Here is a 17,628-nt window from a genome sequence, read left to right on the forward strand (position 1 = left end):
GTTCCTTGCTTTAAGTGGAAGGGGACAATTAGCCGTGGTTAAAGTTACTCGACTCATCAGCGTCGCTACCGTTGACGACAGGATGCTTGTCGAAGAAGTCCACGCAGTGTTGTAAATCGGAAATCAAAAGATCCGCCATGTCTCGGCTAAATCCATGTCGAACCAAAATACGCATGATCACTAGATCTTCGCGTTCGGCAGGCATAGCGTAAGCCGCAATTTGCCAGCCACGAGATCGAATGCGATCAGAAAGATCGTAAAGATTGAAGCCCGGGTTTGCGCCATCTTTTATTGACCAACTCAGTGCAGGGATACCACCATGTCCATCATAGATGATGTGGAACATACCCATTTTTTCGACTTCTTTGGCAAGGTAACGAGCTGTGTCATAACAAGCATCGTGGATCTTACGATAGCCCTCTTTGCCAAGACGCAAGAAGTTATAATATTGAGCAACGATTTGACCACCAGGGCGAGAGAAATTGAGTGCAAAGGTGGGCATGTTGCCACCGAGGTAGTTGACGTTAAAGATCAAGTCTTCATGTAGAGCATCGGCATCTCGCCAAACAACCCAACCAACGCCGAGTGGGGAAAGGCCAAACTTATGTCCAGAGGCATTGATGGACTTTACTCTTGGTAAACGGAAGTCCCACACTAAATCTGGATCGCAGAATGGGGCAAGAAAGGCACCACTCGCACCATCAACGTGAATCGGAATATCTAGCCCGGTATCTTCTTGTAGCTTATCTAACGCTTCGTGCACCGCTTGTACTGGCTCGTATTGGCAAGTAAAGGTCACGCCTAACGTTGGGACAACACCAATCGTATTTTCGTCACAACGTTTGATTACTTCCTCTGGGGTCATGATAAGACGGTCGCCTTGCATTGGGATTTCGCGAAGTTCAATGTCCCAGTAGCGCGCAAACTTATGCCAACAAACTTGAACTGGGCCACAGATAAGATTCGGGCGATCAGTTGGTTTGCCTTGCTTCTTCATTTTTTCGCGCCAAGCCCATTTTAGCGCCATGCCGCCTAGCATTGCCGCTTCACTTGAGCCTGTTGTTGAACATCCCATAGGGTTTTCAGCATCCGGTGCATGCCAAAGGTCGGCAAGCATATGCACACATCGAGATTCGATTTCCGCCGTTTGAGGGTATTCATCTTTGTCGATCATGTTTTTGTCGATGCACTCGTCCATCAATTTGTGGACTTCGTCTTCGACCCATGTTTGACAGAATGTCGCAAGGTTCTGACGCGAATTGCCATCAAGCATGAGCTCATCATGGACAACTTGGTAAGCATGATCGGGAGCATGCTCATGCTCTGGAATACGGTACTTAGGCATAACAATGGAAAGATCTTTAGACGAATACACATCGTCTAGGATTGAGCCACGAACGGTTGATTTTTTATGAAGAGGCATGGTGAATCCCTTATCTTATTGAATTAATTCCACTTATTGCTATTTTTTGTAGGGTTAATAGCAATGACGGCAGCAAAAATAAACATAGCAGGGTTTTCTATAATGTCAGGAAAAATAAGCATTTTGTTGCTTATTTCACGTTGTTTTATTTTATTTTGTGCTCGATTAGGCAAATATCAGAGACGTACACCATGTGGCACATGAATTGAGTTGTCATAAGAGGAGAATTGTGAATTTAGTACGCACTTTTTATTAGTGCTCGTTTTCTATTTCGTGGTGTAAACTTACAGCATCTACTTTCAAGGATTTATATCCTGGCGCTTGACCATCCCGTTCAAGTTCGTCTCTTACGAGGTAAAAATGACGTTACTATCCCCCCTAACAGTGCGTTTTACACCATTCAAGGTGTTGTTTATGGCGTTTGCTTTGACGATGAGTTCCTTCATTGTTAATGCAACAGAAAGCACAGAAAAGGTCGTAGAAGTGCCAGAGGTTTCTGCCGCTGAAAAGGCCATCGATAATATCAATCAAGATATCATTGATTTGTCGGAAAGCTTAAAGCAGGCCCGTGGTGATGAACGCGATGCTTTGCAATTGCAACTGTTCCAGAAAAATGAAGAACTGAGAAGCCGCCTTTCAACAGCGATCAGCAATAAATCGATCCCTCACGAGACGTTGATTGAGCTGGTAAAAACTCAAGAGATGTACTCCGAAGGCGCTGTCGCTTATCTGGATGATAAAATCATAGCGCTAAATGAAGAACTCAATAAAGCCAAAGATGAAGACAAACTGTCGCTCGTTAATCAATATCGCGAATTGCAACAATATTTAGATGTAAGCTACGAGTCGAGTTGGCAAAACCTAAAATGGTTAAAGAGCCTTGATATTCAAGACAAGGATGCTGACTCAGAATTTAAAGATAGTGTCGATAAGCGCATGCGCTTATTGTCTGCTTCGATTGAGTACTTGAACCAGCAGAGTGAGATCATTGGTTCGCAAGTCTCTTCTAGCCCAGAGTCGGAAAAAGCATCACTTCAGTTGAACCAATTGATTCTCAAGCAGCGATTGAACGTGGCGACAGAGAGTTTGCGTACTCTGATTACGATTGGTGACAACCTTGGTTTAGAAACCTCTGAATATAAACGTCAGATTTTTGAAGTAACAGGCAGCATTACTCACGACTTGCTGAACACCAAAGTAATTCTGTCTATCTTGAGCCATTGGTCGAACTCAATGGTGGATTGGTTTGCTGAGAACGCACCACAGCACATCTTCCAGTTGTTTGTGTTTGCTCTGATCCTGCTGATTGCCCGCGCACTGGCGAAGCTAACGCGTAAAGTGGTTAGCAAGACGGTGGCATCGAAGAACTTGAAGCTGTCACACTTGATGCAAGACTTCTTTATCTCGATGTCAGGCAAAGCCGTGTGGATCATCGGTATCATGGTTGGTCTATCTCAAATCGGCCTTAACCTTGCTCCAATCCTGACCGGTTTCGGTATTGCTGGTGTGATCATCGGTTTCGCATTACAAGATACGCTCTCAAACTTCGCTGCGGGTATGATGCTACTGATCTACCGTCCGTTCGATGTTGGTGACTTTGTTTACGCAGGTGGTGTAGACGGTAAGGTAAGCCACATGAGCTTGGTGAACACAACAATCCGTACTTTCGATAACCAAATCATCATCGTGCCAAACAGCAAGATTTGGGGTGACGTGATTAAGAACGTGACACATGAGCGCATTCGCCGTGTCGATATGGTTTTTGGTATCGGTTACTCAGATGACGTACTAAAAGCAGAAGAAGTATTGGCAGATATCGTGACGTCTCACCCTTCAGTACTTCGTTCTCCAGAGCCAATGATCAAGCTTCATACACTGAACACTTCTTCAGTTGACTTCATTGTTCGTCCTTGGGTTAAAACGGATGACTACTGGGATGTTTACTGGGATGTAACCCGAGAAGTGAAACTGCGCTTCGACCGTGAAGGCATTTCGATTCCATTCCCACAACAAGATGTGCATTTGCACATGGTGGAAAAGAAAGAAGCATAAATTTCTTTTACTTGAATCCAAAATCAACAAAAAGGCGCTCAATTAGAGCGCCTTTTTTATCGGTTTAGCAGTAAAGATTACAGCTCATCCAAGAACGTGATTTTTGGCTCACTGGCAAGTAAACCATCAATCTCACTCAATAGAGTCTGGAAATGCGTTGTTTTGCAGTGTTCGTCAAACGCGGCTTGGTCTGCAAACTGCTCTTGGAATAAGAATTGGCTTGGGTCATTTTTGTCTTGGAACAAGTGATAACGCACGCAGCCCGTCTCATTTCGAGTCGGCTCTAGCATCGCTTCTAATGCTTGTTTTAGTTGATATACGCAGTCAGGTTTTGCGTGAAATGCAGCAGTTAAATGAATCATAGTTGTGTTTGCTTCTTTGTTTTTATTAAAGGGGATAGTGGCAGTTTCTGTTAGGACAGAACTTACTATCAGAGATAGCGACCTTGACGCTGCAAGAACTCAATTTTGTAGCCGTCTGGGTCGGTAATGAAGAAAAATGTCGCTAAGTGTTTTTCCTGATGGTCAAAGACTTTGATGTCGCTCGCTTCGATATCTAGCGAGTTCAAGCGTCGATAAGTCGCCGCAATGTCTTCTACGCTTACCGCAAGGTGCCCGTAAGCCGTACCATGTGTGTATGGCTCACTTTGGTCGTGATTGTGAGTGAGTTCTAACTCGAATCCCGTTTCAGGGTTTGCTAAGTAGGTAAGAGAAAAGCCGTCGAATACGTATTGGTCTTTGATTTCTAGCTCAAGTGCGTCGCGATAAAACTTAAGAGAACGCTCCAGATCGCTTACGCGAATCATGGTATGAATCATTTTTGTCATGAGTACTCCTTAATACTGCGCCTAGACTAGTCAGTTTTAGCGCGAGTTTGGTAGTACTCAGGTACGACAATAATGTGAGTGGTTAGTTTTGCTCACTTAGTGCTTGATCTAGCGTCGCTTGTGGTTGTCGAGCGTAGGTAAGGCAGGCGCAGCGAAGCAGAGAGGCGAAGTTATTGACCTCCCCGTTGTGTTCTAACGCTTCTTGGTAAACGGTCGTGATGAACTTAGGTACGGTCATGTCTTGGGCAGAGGCAATTTCTTCTAGAATCAACCAAAAACTCGATTCCAACTTTACGCTGGTGGCATGGCCATCAATGCGGATGGAGCGGGTAACAAACTGATAGTTTTCTTGTGGTTGTTTAGCAAATATTTCGCACATAAGGTTATTCGTTTTTATAAAAGAGCCGCAATTATTGAAGGGTGGGAGTAAGCCGTCAACCGTTTCTATCACAAAAAAACGCTCCCAGAAGAGAGCGTTTGAGTATCACCACGAAAGTGGCGTGAGTGTGGTTATGCGTTGACGAGTTAGTTAATTTGCTTGATGAGGTATTGACCTAACTCAGAGTGATGCATGATCTTGGAGATAGGTAAAATCGTGCCAGCTGGCCCCCAAGCAAATACGTTTACAGGGGTGTGCGTATGTGTGCCAGTTCCCCAGACTGTATTCTGTTTCGTCCCTTGTTCGCGAGCGAGTAGGTTACCTCTATCGTTGTAAGGAAAAAACGCATCAAAATCGTTAATTGCTGGGACGTTTTCTTCACTTAAATATTTGTGGCTTGCTAAGCGATAAGGGTTTGGTTTACTTGCTAAGACGCGCTCTGCCTGTTCTGGTGTGATAGAAAAGTCACTATTTTCGTTTACGATTTCGGCCAATTTGGCTGGTGTTTGTTTTGTTTTATCAAGCTTTTGAAACTCGCTGATCATGCCGTAGTAGCTTTGTTTTTGATTATAAAGTCCATCAAGAATATCGAACTTGCCGAAGTTAAAGTTGGGAGCATAATCGCGGTTCGTAAAAGCCTCACCATTGCGCTTTTGTGGTTTGGGTAAATCAGCGGAAGAATAACTGAAGCCAAATGAACCGGTTTCATGATCGGCAGTGACTATCACCAACGTGTCTTCACGGCCTTTTGCCCATTCGTATACAGAGTTCACTGTTTCATCAAACTTAATCAGTTCGTGCAACATGGTTCCGGCGTCATTGCTGTGACCCGCCCAGTCAATTTGACCTCCTTCGACCATTAAGAAGAAGCCATCTTTATCCTTAGATAGGATATCGAGCGCTTTTACGGTCATTTCTTCTAGTGACGGTTGAGTCCGTTTCGGATCATTTTTGTTTTTGCTGTAAGCGATGCCATCATCCATGCCTGAATAGGCAAATAACCCCAGTAGCTTATCGCCGTTGGAGGTTTCAAGCATATTGCGGTTAAACGCCAAACTGTAACCTTGCTGCTGCGCTTCCGTCAGAAGGTTTCGCTCGTCTTTGCGTTTCGATTTTAGGTAAACGTCACCCTGGGTCAGCTTCTCAAGTTGTTTGTATGTGTCGCCTTTCTCGTTGGTTGATTTAGGAATCCAATGACGAAGGCCGCCAGAAAGCATCACATCCACGCCGGTCTCTAGCATATCAACTGCGATACTATTTTCGAGAGAACGATGCGGTTGATGAGAAGCAAAAGCCGCTGGTGTAGCGTGTGTCATTCGTGTATCCGACACCAAGCCCGTTGCTTTGCCTTTCGCTTTGGCTTTTTCCAGAATGGTTTCCACGTGATTACCTTGGCTATCAATACCGATCACTTCTGATGCCGTCGGGGTGCCAGTAGCGAGCATTGTGGCCGAGCAAGCAGAATCGACGACAATCGCATCCTCAGGGTTGGTCAAGGATGAACCAATTACCCCTTCCTGTGCGAGCTTGTAAATGGCGGTCGTTTCGCCTTTGTAAATCGAGTTTGGTGCGTGATTCGCGTAAGTCTCTAACAAGCCTACTTGCTGAGGGCCCATGCCATCACCAATCATTAGGATAACGTTTTTGATTTCTGCTGATAGAGCATTGAAAGAGAGCGTGGATGCCGCTACTGCGGTCACAATTGGGGTCACTAAGTGCTTCATTGTATATTCCTTATTTATAAAAGCGTGCAAATTAAAACAAGGATTTATGACAAAATTGCTACCGTCACAAAAGGTTCATGTGTACTTCATTTCTTTTTACTATGGCAGAAATAAGAAAGCCCACAGAAGTGGGCTTGAATTAGGTTTAGGAGTGGAAAGTCATGAGCTAAAGCTACACCGCGTAAGCAGGGCTTTGGGCCACGATTTGATTAAACTCGACTCTTGATTGCTGGGCCGCATCAGATAGCTCGAGTTTTCTCTCTTTTGCTTTCATGACATTATCCAATAGGGTCTGCAGCTCATCCTGCATCTCCTGAGGTAAGTGATGATCAGCAAAATCATTGTCGTCGCTATGCTCCAGAGCAAAAGCGCGAATTCGTTTACGTAGTTTCATGAGCTCGGCTAACGCTTCACGCTCTTCTTCTGCCGCATCTTGAGCTGCATCACGCGCACGTTCAAACTTCGCCATTGCCATGCCTTCTGTTGACCACGGATCAAATTCTGGTAGCTCTTCAATGTTGATGGTTGGTTCGATGTAATCTTCTTGATGACGAATATCCAGCGTGGTTGCACGTACCGCAGAAACCATCAGCATGATTGAGATACCCAACAAAGGTAAACCACCCACGATAGCCGCGGTCTGTAGTGTGCTTAACCCACCCATAAACATCAGAACTGTTGGAAGAAAGGATAAGGTGAATGCCCAGAACATTCGGTTCCAACGCATTGGTTCTTCCGTGACGTTGTTTTGTACAACAGACGCAAGAATGTAGGAAATCGAGTCAAAGGTCGTGGCAGTGAAAATAATGCAAAGCACAGTAAACACGGCGATGACTAACGTACTCATTGGCAGTGCATCTAACATCGAGAAGATCGCCGCGGTTGCGCCTTCTGCATTTAGGATAGCAACAACGTCTAGTTCTCCTGATAACTGTAGCGACAAGCCATAGTTACCTAGAATCATAAAGAATAAGAAACAGCCTAGAGAACCAAAGAAAATCGAGCCAGATACCATTTGTTTGATAGTGCGACCGCGAGAGATACGCGCCACAAACAGGCCCATGCTAGGTGCAAATACTAGCCACCATGCCCAATAGAAAATGGTCCAATCTTGTGGGAAGTGGGTGTTGTCAAACGTACCGTAACCGCCGAACGGTTCCGCCCATGTTGCCATCACAAAGAAATTAGACAGCATTCGGCCAATCGAGTCTAAACCCGTTTCCAGCATGAAGATGGTAGGTCCAACCGCTAAGATGAACGCCAGTAAGCCCATCGCGCCCCAGAAGTTAATGTTGCTTAAAACTTTAATGCCTTTCTCCATACCTGCGTAAGAGGAGTAAGCAAAAATGGCCGTACAGATCAGCAGTACTAACACTTGGCTATATGTGTTTTTAGGCATACCGAAAAGATAATGCAGACCTTCGCCGATCAATGGAGCGGCTAAACCTAAGCTCGTTGCGGCACCGCCAAGCAGGCCGAAGATAAACAGTACATCAACGATTTTACCGGCGGCGCCTTTACTACGTTCTTCGCCAAGCACTGGCATCAATGCACTGGATACTTTCAAAACGGGTTGTTTACGTACGTAGAAGAAGTACGCAATTGGCAGAGCAGGGATAAGGTAGATAGACCATGCGATTGGGCCCCAGTGGAAGAGGCCATAGGTCGCCGCCCAACGCACCGCTTCTTCACTGCCTGGTTCTAGTTGAAAAGGTGGTGATTGGTAGTAATACGCCCATTCGATGCAGCCCCAGTAAAGAATGCTGGCACCGATGCCGCCACAGAACAGCATCGCCGCCCATGACGCAGTAGTAAATTCTGGTTTCTCGTCAGGGTCACCGAGTTTGATTTGTCCCATGTCGCTGAAGACAACGTAAATCATGAAAATAAAGGCAGCAAGGCCGAGTGCAAGGTACAAGAACCCCAATTTATCCGTCATGAAGGTTTTTGCGATCGCAATCCATTCTGCACCCTCAGTCGGGAACATAATTAATGGAAAGACAATAGAAAGTAACAGCGCGATAGCGCCAAAGAAGGTTGGTTTGTCTATGAGAGAAAATGCATTTTTCACAGTTCATCGTCCGTTAATGAATAGTTATCCATTATGGACTTGGGTAAAAACAGTGTTCAAATGAGGATGGTTGTCGTAACGGAAAAAACTCTTTTTTAACCAATAATTTAAGGCGATATTTTAAACAAGAGCGAGAATAATACCACCAACGGTCAATGCCGCAGACAAATATTGACCAGCAGAGTATGAGCCATCATCCTCTTCTTCAATCGTATCTGGGTGATCCATCCCGAGTGCGCCATGAGCGAAAGATTCGACTTTGTCACCAACGGTCTTATTTTCGGCTTCCAGCTTTTTGCTCTCGTGATCAATCTGTTGTAATGCGACGAGTAAGGCTTTCCCTTCAGAGGACAGCGTGACCGTATTTTGGTCGACCTTTAATGGTGCGGCATTGGCACTTTGTTCAGCCACTTTCGCTTGGTCTCGGTTATTTTGCTGTGCTGCATTACTATAAACCGATTGACGGTTGACTGAATTGCTTCCTACTGGATTCATCTGTTACCCCTTCGAACAACGACACTCTTTCATGAGTGCAGGTATACCCAAGTGACTTCAAGATGCAGGATTCAGAGCGTTGTCATTGATTCGAGGTCAAGGAAAACAACGCAGCGTAATAGCTGGCTCTTTCCAAGTTGTTTGACGCAGAAATTGGGTCAATGACACGCTCCCGAAGGGCGAGTTGACTTGGCTTGTATACTTTGTTGTCGATTCTTGATTTGGATCCACCAAACCTTTAAATCGCCGCCGCGTCTACAAACCAAGTCATTCTCGCTGAACCTAGCATCTCGAGGTTACTTGGGTATAAAAAGCAGTTATCCCTATATCGACGGCAAAGGCTATTTCTTGAATCAATCAAATACAAAAATAGGTCTGTTTTTGCCGCTTTCTATGTATATCTAGAATAGCTAGCAAAAAGCAGACCTATTTATCTTAAGTCGTGGTCGGATTTTTCCGATTACTTACATTGAAGATCGCTGTTGCGCTTAGTTAGATGCTTGTACGCGGCCATGCGGTTTGCGTCTTGTACGTAACGTACCGGTGGCGCAAGGACTTCTAGTTGGTAATCCGAACCGTCTGCAGTAATGTCCGCAGTAGGGGTAATGACGACAACGTTTAAATCTGGGTTACGATTCAAGATAGAAGCCGCTGTCCCTAAACCGCCTTCAGTATGGAATTTGCCCGCGACGTGAACCACTTGAGTACCTGGGTGTTGCTCTAGGTATTTGACGATGGATTCTGCCATGGTTTCATCCCATGTTACCTGAGCTGCATATTGCTTCTCAGTTTGTTCTGGCTTGCCGTGGTGCATGGATGCCATGAACTTCTCTTTGTATGGGCTGTTTGCGGTGTTGACTTCGTCCGCGACAAAACTGCGCTCATCACTGTCGAGCTTCTCTAAGTAATCGATGCCTTGGCGGCCAATGCAACGCACAATATTTTTCGGCGCATTTGCGGCAATCACGGGAATATCAGCTTGCTTGGCAAACTCAACCAGCGGGCGGTAATCACTTTCGTAGTTTGGCCAAGCATTACTTTGCTTCATAAAGTATTGCTCACCAATTTCGCCGTTTAAGTATGAATCTAAGATTGCTTGCTTGTCGCGTGTGACTTGCTCCATTGAAAGCGCAAGAGGACGACTAGTAGAAGACAACTGCTTTAGCATGTCAGTCTGGAAACGGTGAATACCTGCGTGTGTGTGCCATTCGCCAATCAAAATTACATCGGCTTGTTGTAGGGCTGGGGTTAGCTGACTGACTGAGATGGCTTCACCGGAAGGTGCATGAAGCTGGTAGTCGTAGAAACTGGTTACGTCGTCAGTTGCGGCGTTGGGAACGGTCGGTGCATTTGAAGCACAACCAGTAAGCAAGCCTGCAAAAATCAGACTTAGTGTAGAAAAGCGCATTAAAAAGCCTCCAAAAATGTCCGAATGATATTAATGGAGGCTGATAAATGAATCAATGGTAATGAGAATAATTAGCGTTACATTTTATGCTTCATTCTCAGATTGATTCGATTTCTTACGGTAAACGCGCAACATAAAGTCAGCCTCACATTGGAAAAGTGTAGATGACTTTAGCTCTTCGCGAAGCTCGTCGCTGGCTTTCCATGCGAATGGTGTCATTTGCAGTAGGTCGAATGCGACGCCGTCTTTTAAGTCCATGGTGTAGTTGAGCTTTTGTTGATGCTCAAGTTCGAACCCTTCAATGTTCTCGGGCTCTTCGTTGTGCAAGCGTATCTCTTGGTAGATACGTTCACGGAACTGGTACAAATGACGGCCTGCTGGCGTGACTGTGATAACAACACCGTTATCTTTAATCACACGTTGTAGCTCTTCTGCTTTACACGGAGCGTAGATACGTAAAATCGCGTCTAGAGATTGCTCTGCAAACGGCAAGCGATGGCTTGATGCCACGCTGAAATCGCAATTTGGGTAGCGCTTAGAGGCGAAACGAATGGCGACTTTAGAAATATCTAGACCATACACCGTCGCTTCTTCATTTTGTGAATGCAGAGACTGCTGAACTTGTTCTGTGTAGTAGCCTTCGCCGCAACCAATATCCAACAATTGATGGCTTGTGCCTTCGGTGTATTTGGCACATAGGCTTGCTACTTCTTGGCGCATCGGATCGTAATGATTGCCTTCTAAAAAGCGACGACGTGCTTGCATCATCTCTTTGTTATCACCTGGATCTTTTGAGCGTTTGTGGTGCGCTGGCATCAAGTTGACGTAGCCTTCTTTTGCTAAATCAAACTGATGGTTGTTTTCACACTTAAACGTCTTTGCTGTTAGCTCAAGAGGTTGGTGACATAGAGGACATTGATAGTTCATGACGATCTCTGGACAGGAAGTAGGGCGGCAAATTCTATCAAAAAGGGATGCTGCAAGCGAAACAAAAAAGAGCCGAATTATCGGCTCTTTCATCGGTTTTATTGGAGGGTTAGTGGAAGAAATCCACTTGCTGTTTTAAGTTTTGTGCTTGGTGCTGTAGCTCGGTTGCGCTTTGCGATGTTTTAGCGCTGGTATCACGGCTTTCGCGGTTCAATTCGCTAATAGAGTGCGCGTTTGCGGCAATCTCTTGAGAAACTTGAGCTTGTTCTTCTGAGGTTGCAGCAATAGCATCGGCTTGAGAAGCAATGGACTGAACTTGTCCTGCAATAGCTTCCAGCGCGGTGCCTGCTTCTTGTGCTTTATCCAATACTTTATTCGCGTTTTGCTGGCTTTCCGTCATCATGCTTACGGCATTGCTGGTGGAGCCTTTAAGTTTCTCGATGATCTCTACGACATCTTTCACTGAGGTCTGAGTTCGATGAGCAAGCGTTCGTACTTCGTCTGCCACTACGGCAAAGCCACGGCCTTGTTCACCGGCACGTGCAGCCTCAATTGCTGCGTTAAGCGCAAGTAGGTTGGTTTGCTCTGCGATCTCATCAATCATTTTCGTCACGGTTTGGATGCTTTCGCTGTCACGGTTCACTTGCTCGATAGCTGCCGCAGATTGGTCGATTTGGTCGTTTAGCTGAGCCACATCAATACAAACGCCTTCAACGACTTCGAGACCTGATTGGCTATCAGTGTTTGCAGAGCGCACATTTTCGGCAATTTGCTCAACTTGCTGAGCGACAGATTGAGCAGACGAAGCCATCTCTTCAATTGCAGTCACCACTTGCTCTACCTGTTCTTGTTGAAGATCCGATTGCATGAGGTTGCGGTTTGCATCATCCACAACGCTGGTCGAGTTACTTTCAACTTGGTCGCTAGTCGAGCGAATTTGACCAACCAACTCGTTCAGTTGTCCCGCCATATTGGCAACGCCGTTGTTCAAGTTAACGATTTCGTTTTTCGATGCTTTACCTGAAGCCGGAATATCAATACTCACTTCACCTTTTGCTAAACGGTTCATGTAGCCATTCAAAACGGTGAGTGGATTTAGCGCTCGGTTAAGAACAAGCGTAAGCACCACAAAAGTTGCCGCTGCCACAATTAGAGAAATCGTCGCAATCAGTTGAAGTAAAGCTTGGCTGCCTTTGGTGACTTCATTGATGAAAGTGCCACCCAAGAGTTTCCAGTTCCAACCTGGTACTTGAGTGTAAACTAAGTACTTTTCACCCACGGTGCCTTGGTACTCAAATGGGTAGCGAATTAAGCCACTTTCTTGTTCGAAAAGTTGGTAGAAAGGCTTGTTGCCGTTGTAGTCAGACACTTCTTGAATCGGTGGATCGCTCTCTTCGTGTTTTGGGTGAAGAAGGTAGTGACCTTGGTTGTCTTTTTCGTTATCCAGAATAATGGTGTAACCAGTGTCACCCCATTTTACGCTTTGTAGCGAGCTGAATAGATCTTGGGTTGCGCGCTCAACAGGTAAACCAATGAATGAGATACCGTTGACCTTACCATTCGCGTCTTTTAAAGGTGCGTAGTAGGTGATGTAGCGCTCACCATAAAGTTTGATTTGCGCATAGTAAGGTTGGCCGTTTTTAAGCTTTTGGTAACCTGGGTGGTTAAGTCCCAATGTGGTACCAAGTGCTCTTTTACCTTCAGGATTTTTTAGTGAAGTAGCAACGCGAATGAAGTCGTTGCCCATTGGAGCAAACAGGGTTGCAACAGCGCCAGTGTCACGAGTGAAGCTATCAACTAACTTAGTGTCACCAATCAAGCTTTCACTGTATTGGGTGATGTTTGGTACTTGGTGACCTTGAAAGTCGACGTTGTAACTCTCGACATAGACGCCCGCCAAATAACCATTACGGAAGGTTGATTCCAAAACTTCTGCCGTGTGCAGATAAGCATTGAACTGGCCTGCAATGGTTTTTGCCATCGATTCCACTTTAGATTGATGTTCTTTCAGCGTGTTTTCTAAAAGTACGTTTGAAGCGTTTTGATAAACAAGCGCAGCAATGCTTGAAAATGCAATAAGCAGACACAGTGTGATGACCAGCTTGAGCTGAAAACCGACACTTTGATTCCGATATTTGTCTAGCATGTAGTGTCTTTCCTGATTATTGATAGATGTTATAAATGTTGTATCGGCATGCTAGCGATTTATATGACGAGTTTTTTTGATATTTATTAAGTTAATTGTCAAAAAATAAGAGCAACCAATAGCTTAGATAACAAATGACCGCTGGCTGGGTGATTTTATTGCAGAAATGGAATGACCAAATAAGGTTGAGTAAGTTGAGCCACCAATGAATTTGATACTAGTGGGCGAAAATTTCATCTGTTTGGTTGAAGCAATAGTAAGGAGCAGCGACTAAAAGAAAGCTCATACCTTCGGCTTTGGTCACGTTTATCCTTGTTTTTTATAGGTATTGTTGGGGCTTTCCAAGCGTTTAATAGAAGCTGATATGACAAAGAAAATCATCCTAGACACAGATCCTGGCATCGATGATGCGATGGCCATTCTTTTTGCTGAAGCCCATCCTGATATCGACCTTATGGCCATTACAACCGTTTATGGCAATGCAACGATAGACAACGCGACGCAAAACGCCCTTTACCTAAAACAGAAGTTTGGTATGAAAGCCTTGGTTGCGAAAGGTGCGGATAAGCCTTTAGTAAAAGCGCCGGTTGGAGCAACGGTTGTCGTGCACGGTGAAGCAGGTTTTGGTGATGTAAAAGCGCCGAGCGCACTGGATGTAAGTGCCATTGATACGCCTGCCTATCAGTTCATCATCGACAGCATTAGAGCAGAACCGGGAGAAATCACCTTGGTGGCCGTGGGCCCTTTAACTAACCTTGCGCTCGCTTTGGAAGCAGATCCAGAAATCGTTAACTTGGTTAAGGAAGTGGTTGTAATGGGCGGTGCTTTTGGTGAGAACGATCATCGAGGCAATGTTACGCCATTTGCGGAAGCAAACATTCATGACGACCCTCATGCCGCCGATAAGGTATTCACGGCTTCATGGCCAGTCGTTATCATCGGTTTGGATGTTACGGAAGAGAGCTTCTTTACGGGGCAATACCTAGACCAACTGCGAGAGGATGCGGGAGAAGTAGGGCAGTTCATTTGGGATGTGAGCCGCTACTATTTGAAGTTTTACTCCGAGAAGGTTGGAATGGATGGTTGCCATGTCCATGATCCTTCTGCGATTGCGTATGTCATTGATCCTGAGCTGTTTACTTTGCGCAGTGGTGCCGTCCGAGTGGTGACTGATGGGCCTGCCGAAGGGATGACGATTCAGAAAACGGATCAACGCAAATACATGCACGATGAGTGGAGTGCTTTCTCCGCGCAAAACGTTGGGGTCGGTGTGAAAAGCGATACACTGCTTTCACTTTATCGAGAATCGATTATTCGTTATTCAAAGCGATAACGGAGTGGGGTTATCTGTAATAGTCGATGACTTGCACAGATATTCTCTCGTTGTCTGATTTTACGGGAAGAGTAAAAACATTCGACGCCGGATATTGATTTTGATTGTCGTAGGTCAGCCCCTCAATCTTCTTGAACGGTTTATTTTCGGCATAGAACATCTCAATGCTTATTGCCGTTTTCTGGTTCGCGGAAACTTGGAAGCGGCAGATTCCGGTGGGGCAATAGACTTGATATCGTGTTGGAGACAATTGCTTGTATTCGGCGACGTTCTTTTCGGCTTGTAACGAGACCTCAGTGTTGGCACAGCCAAACAATAAGCCCGTAAGAAGCGATATTGAATAAATGCGGTATTTCATCGTTACACCATTATCTCGACTCGTTGTGGTTGGCCTTAGTATGGCATGAGTGATTCTTGTGTTGTGCTTTGGAAATGTAAAAAAGGCCGGGAGAACCGGCCTTTAAACTGTATTACTGCGCTGAAATCACAGTGATAAGTTCATGTGTCTCACCTGGCTGTAACGTCTTGCCTTGCTCGATACTTGGCGCATGCACTGTCGATTCCACACATATCATGGTTTCGTAGCCGTTGTCTGCCATGTCACCCATGCCTTGTGCGCCTTCTGCCCAAGGATTCCACAACACTGCTGAGTTATGGCCTTGGTTTTCAACGCTCAATGTGCGATCTAACACAGGGTCTTTCACCAAAATTTGCGCTTCTGGTTGGGTGTAAACACGGTCGATAGTATCGGTCAGCTGAAGAACTTCGCCACCCTGACAGACGTCCCCTGCTTTTAGACTGTCGATGTATTCAGGGCCCATACCTGTTGTTTGTGCTTGTTTGATATCACCAACGTTTAGATATGTGTGTAGTGCACCTGAGAATGTCCACTCTGCATCATCAATGTTGGTGACTTTCAGTGTCACCTTTAGCTCGTCGCTGATTTCAACAACAAGACGAGCATCAAACATATGTGGCCAGATATCGTGAGTTTCTTCGGTTGGGAAGAGAGCAAGTTCAACGATCACGCCGTTGTCGTTCTCACGGTGTTCAACCAATTCCCATTCTGCTGTGCGCGCAAAACCATGAGCTGGTGCTGCAATGCGGCCAAACCAAGGCCAACAAACAGGAATACCACCGCGAAGTGCCGCTTTGCCATCAAAGATTGCTTTTTCGCTCATCCAGATTAGGTCTTCTTGGCCTGCTGGTGTGAACGACACGACATGACCACCGTGTAGTGCGATACCTGCCGTTGCTTTCTCATGAATAACGCGAACGACTTTAACCTGATCAACTTCAACGATAGTGACGTTATCAGATAGCACGGTTAGAGCTGGGAGAGTTTTTAAATCCATGTGTTGCTTCCTATCGCTGGGAGGGAGAGCTTTTTAGACGCACTTCGCACATTGAGTGCAACGTCGAGTCTTCATTCTCTCAAATTCCAGATACAAAAAAGGCGACTCTAGAGCCGCCTTTTATTCAAATCTTATGTTTCAAACACAAGCTTCGCTAATTGCTTTTCAGCTAAGTAATAATTACTTAGAGATGTGAGCGATTAGGTCTAGAACTTTGTTTGAGTAACCGATTTCGTTGTCGTACCAAGATACAACTTTAACGAAGTTATCAGTTAGAGCGATACCAGCTTTAGCATCGAATACTGAAGTTTGAACTTCACCGATGAAGTCTTGAGAAACAACTTGGTCTTCAGTGTAGCCTAGAACGCCTTTTAGTTCGCCTTCAGAAGCTTCTTTCATTGCTGCACAGATAGCTTCGTAAGATGCGCCTTTCTCTAGGTTAACTGTTAGGTCAACTACAGAAACGTTAGCTGTTGGTACGCGGAAAGCCATACCAGTTAGTTTGCCGTTTAGTTCTGGAAGAACAACGCCTACAGCTTTAGCAGCACCAGTTGAAGATGGGATGATGTTCTGAGAAGCACCACGACCACCGCGCCAGTCTTTAGCAGAAGGACCGTCTACAGTTTTTTGAGTAGCTGTAGTAGCGTGAACTGTAGTCATAAGACCAGATACGATACCGAACTTGTCGTTAAGAACTTTAGCGATAGGCGCTAGACAGTTAGTAGTACAAGAAGCGTTAGAAACGATGTCTTGACCTGCGTAAGTTGAATCGTTTACGCCCATAACGAACATTGGAGTTGCGTCTTTAGAAGGACCAGTTAGAACAACTTTCTTCGCACCAGCAGTGATGTGCTTACGTGCAGTCTCGTCAGTTAGGAAAAGACCAGTTGCTTCAGCTACTACGTCAACGTCGATAGCATCCCATTTTAGATCTTCAGGGTTGCGCTCTGCAGTTACACGTACAGTTTTACCGTTAACGATTAGGTTACCGCCTTCAACTTCAACAGTACCGTTGAAACGGCCGTGAGTTGAGTCGTACTTAAGCATGTATGCCATGTAATCTACGTCGATAAGGTCGTTAATACCTACAACTTCGATGTCGTTGCGCTCTTGCGCTGCACGGAATACGAAACGACCGATACGGCCAAAACCGTTAATACCTACTTTGATAGTCATTATAGTTGCTCCACAACTTAATTTCTGATTAAAGATAACTGGTAGTAAAATTACAGAATCCAGTAAACATCTGCAACAGATAATCGGACTTAACTTGTTTAAAGTCAAAAAAAAGCGACGCTTTTTTTAACAATTCTTCGCAAATGCTCGTTTTTTAAACTTTTAACTGGTTATTCTACATCCCAGTTGGCGTAATATAACTTCCGAGATAAGTACTCGTATCAAATTAATTACACATGGTGTTCTGGTGAGAAAGTATGTGCTACAACTGTTACGAGAAGCAAGTTTTTTGCTAAAAAAGTCATTGCCAAAA

15 protein-coding genes are annotated in these 17,628 nt (G+C 45.1%); 2 read left to right on the forward strand and 13 right to left on the reverse strand.

Annotated features, from left to right (window positions below; all coding sequences use genetic code 11):
- Window positions 1-28 precede the first annotated feature (28 nt).
- Window positions 29-1,423: a glutamate decarboxylase gene (locus ITG12_RS16000; protein WP_038881900.1), complete on the reverse strand. Its 1,395-nt coding sequence runs from the start codon at window positions 1,421-1,423 to the stop codon at window positions 29-31.
- A gap of 360 nt (window positions 1,424-1,783) precedes the next feature.
- Between ITG12_RS16000 and ITG12_RS16005 the strand changes: the two genes are divergently transcribed.
- Window positions 1,784-3,475 (forward strand): mechanosensitive ion channel domain-containing protein, encoded by a 1,692-nt coding sequence (locus ITG12_RS16005; protein WP_038871288.1) that lies wholly within the window; start codon window positions 1,784-1,786, stop codon window positions 3,473-3,475.
- A 77-nt stretch (window positions 3,476-3,552) separates the two neighbouring features.
- Here ITG12_RS16005 and ITG12_RS16010 read toward each other — a convergent pair whose 3' ends face one another.
- The 9 genes from ITG12_RS16010 to ITG12_RS16050 all read right to left on the reverse strand — a co-directional run bounded on the left by ITG12_RS16010 (window position 3,553) and on the right by ITG12_RS16050 (window position 13,451).
- Window positions 3,553-3,837, reverse strand: coding sequence for a putative quinol monooxygenase (locus tag ITG12_RS16010; RefSeq protein ID WP_038871285.1), 285 nt, complete (start codon window positions 3,835-3,837; stop codon window positions 3,553-3,555).
- A 68-nt stretch (window positions 3,838-3,905) separates the two neighbouring features.
- A complete protein-coding gene (locus tag ITG12_RS16015) occupies window positions 3,906-4,301 on the reverse strand; it encodes a VOC family protein (protein ID WP_038871282.1) in 396 nt (131 codons plus the stop codon).
- 82 nt (window positions 4,302-4,383) lie between these two features.
- Window positions 4,384-4,680 (reverse strand): ribbon-helix-helix domain-containing protein, encoded by a 297-nt coding sequence (locus ITG12_RS16020; protein ID WP_038871280.1) that lies wholly within the window; start codon window positions 4,678-4,680, stop codon window positions 4,384-4,386.
- Between the two features lie 146 nt (window positions 4,681-4,826).
- Entirely contained in the window at window positions 4,827-6,404 is a 1,578-nt protein-coding gene (locus ITG12_RS16025) for an alkaline phosphatase (RefSeq protein WP_248873230.1), read from the reverse strand.
- Window positions 6,405-6,576: 172 nt separating this feature from the next.
- Entirely contained in the window at window positions 6,577-8,475 is a 1,899-nt protein-coding gene (locus ITG12_RS16030) for a BCCT family transporter (RefSeq protein ID WP_038871275.1), read from the reverse strand.
- A gap of 120 nt (window positions 8,476-8,595) precedes the next feature.
- Complete coding sequence (locus ITG12_RS16035) at window positions 8,596-8,970, reverse strand: hypothetical protein (RefSeq protein ID WP_038871272.1); 375 nt, start codon at window positions 8,968-8,970, stop codon at window positions 8,596-8,598.
- 460 nt (window positions 8,971-9,430) lie between these two features.
- Window positions 9,431-10,378, reverse strand: a complete 948-nt coding sequence (locus ITG12_RS16040) for a ChaN family lipoprotein (protein WP_248873231.1) — start codon at window positions 10,376-10,378, stop codon at window positions 9,431-9,433.
- An 84-nt stretch (window positions 10,379-10,462) separates the two neighbouring features.
- Window positions 10,463-11,305: a 23S rRNA (guanine(745)-N(1))-methyltransferase gene (rlmA, locus tag ITG12_RS16045; RefSeq protein ID WP_248873232.1), complete on the reverse strand. Its 843-nt coding sequence runs from the start codon at window positions 11,303-11,305 to the stop codon at window positions 10,463-10,465.
- A 109-nt stretch (window positions 11,306-11,414) separates the two neighbouring features.
- Window positions 11,415-13,451, reverse strand: a complete 2,037-nt coding sequence (locus tag ITG12_RS16050) for a Cache 3/Cache 2 fusion domain-containing protein (RefSeq protein WP_248873233.1) — start codon at window positions 13,449-13,451, stop codon at window positions 11,415-11,417.
- 364 nt (window positions 13,452-13,815) lie between these two features.
- Here ITG12_RS16050 and ITG12_RS16055 point away from each other — a divergent pair, with 364 nt between their 5' ends.
- Window positions 13,816-14,784: a nucleoside hydrolase gene (locus tag ITG12_RS16055; RefSeq protein ID WP_105068638.1), complete on the forward strand. Its 969-nt coding sequence runs from the start codon at window positions 13,816-13,818 to the stop codon at window positions 14,782-14,784.
- A 10-nt stretch (window positions 14,785-14,794) separates the two neighbouring features.
- Here ITG12_RS16055 and ITG12_RS16060 read toward each other — a convergent pair whose 3' ends face one another.
- The 3 genes from ITG12_RS16060 to gap all read right to left on the reverse strand — a co-directional run bounded on the left by ITG12_RS16060 (window position 14,795) and on the right by gap (window position 17,315).
- Entirely contained in the window at window positions 14,795-15,142 is a 348-nt protein-coding gene (locus tag ITG12_RS16060) for a hypothetical protein (protein WP_038871262.1), read from the reverse strand.
- A gap of 112 nt (window positions 15,143-15,254) precedes the next feature.
- Window positions 15,255-16,139: a D-hexose-6-phosphate mutarotase gene (locus ITG12_RS16065; protein ID WP_248873234.1), complete on the reverse strand. Its 885-nt coding sequence runs from the start codon at window positions 16,137-16,139 to the stop codon at window positions 15,255-15,257.
- A 180-nt stretch (window positions 16,140-16,319) separates the two neighbouring features.
- Window positions 16,320-17,315, reverse strand: a complete 996-nt coding sequence (gap, locus tag ITG12_RS16070; RefSeq protein ID WP_038871258.1) for a type I glyceraldehyde-3-phosphate dehydrogenase — start codon at window positions 17,313-17,315, stop codon at window positions 16,320-16,322.
- Window positions 17,316-17,628: the final 313 nt, after the last annotated feature.

The organism is Vibrio sp. ED002, assembly GCF_023277445.1.
GTDB lineage: Bacteria > Pseudomonadota > Gammaproteobacteria > Enterobacterales > Vibrionaceae > Vibrio > Vibrio jasicida.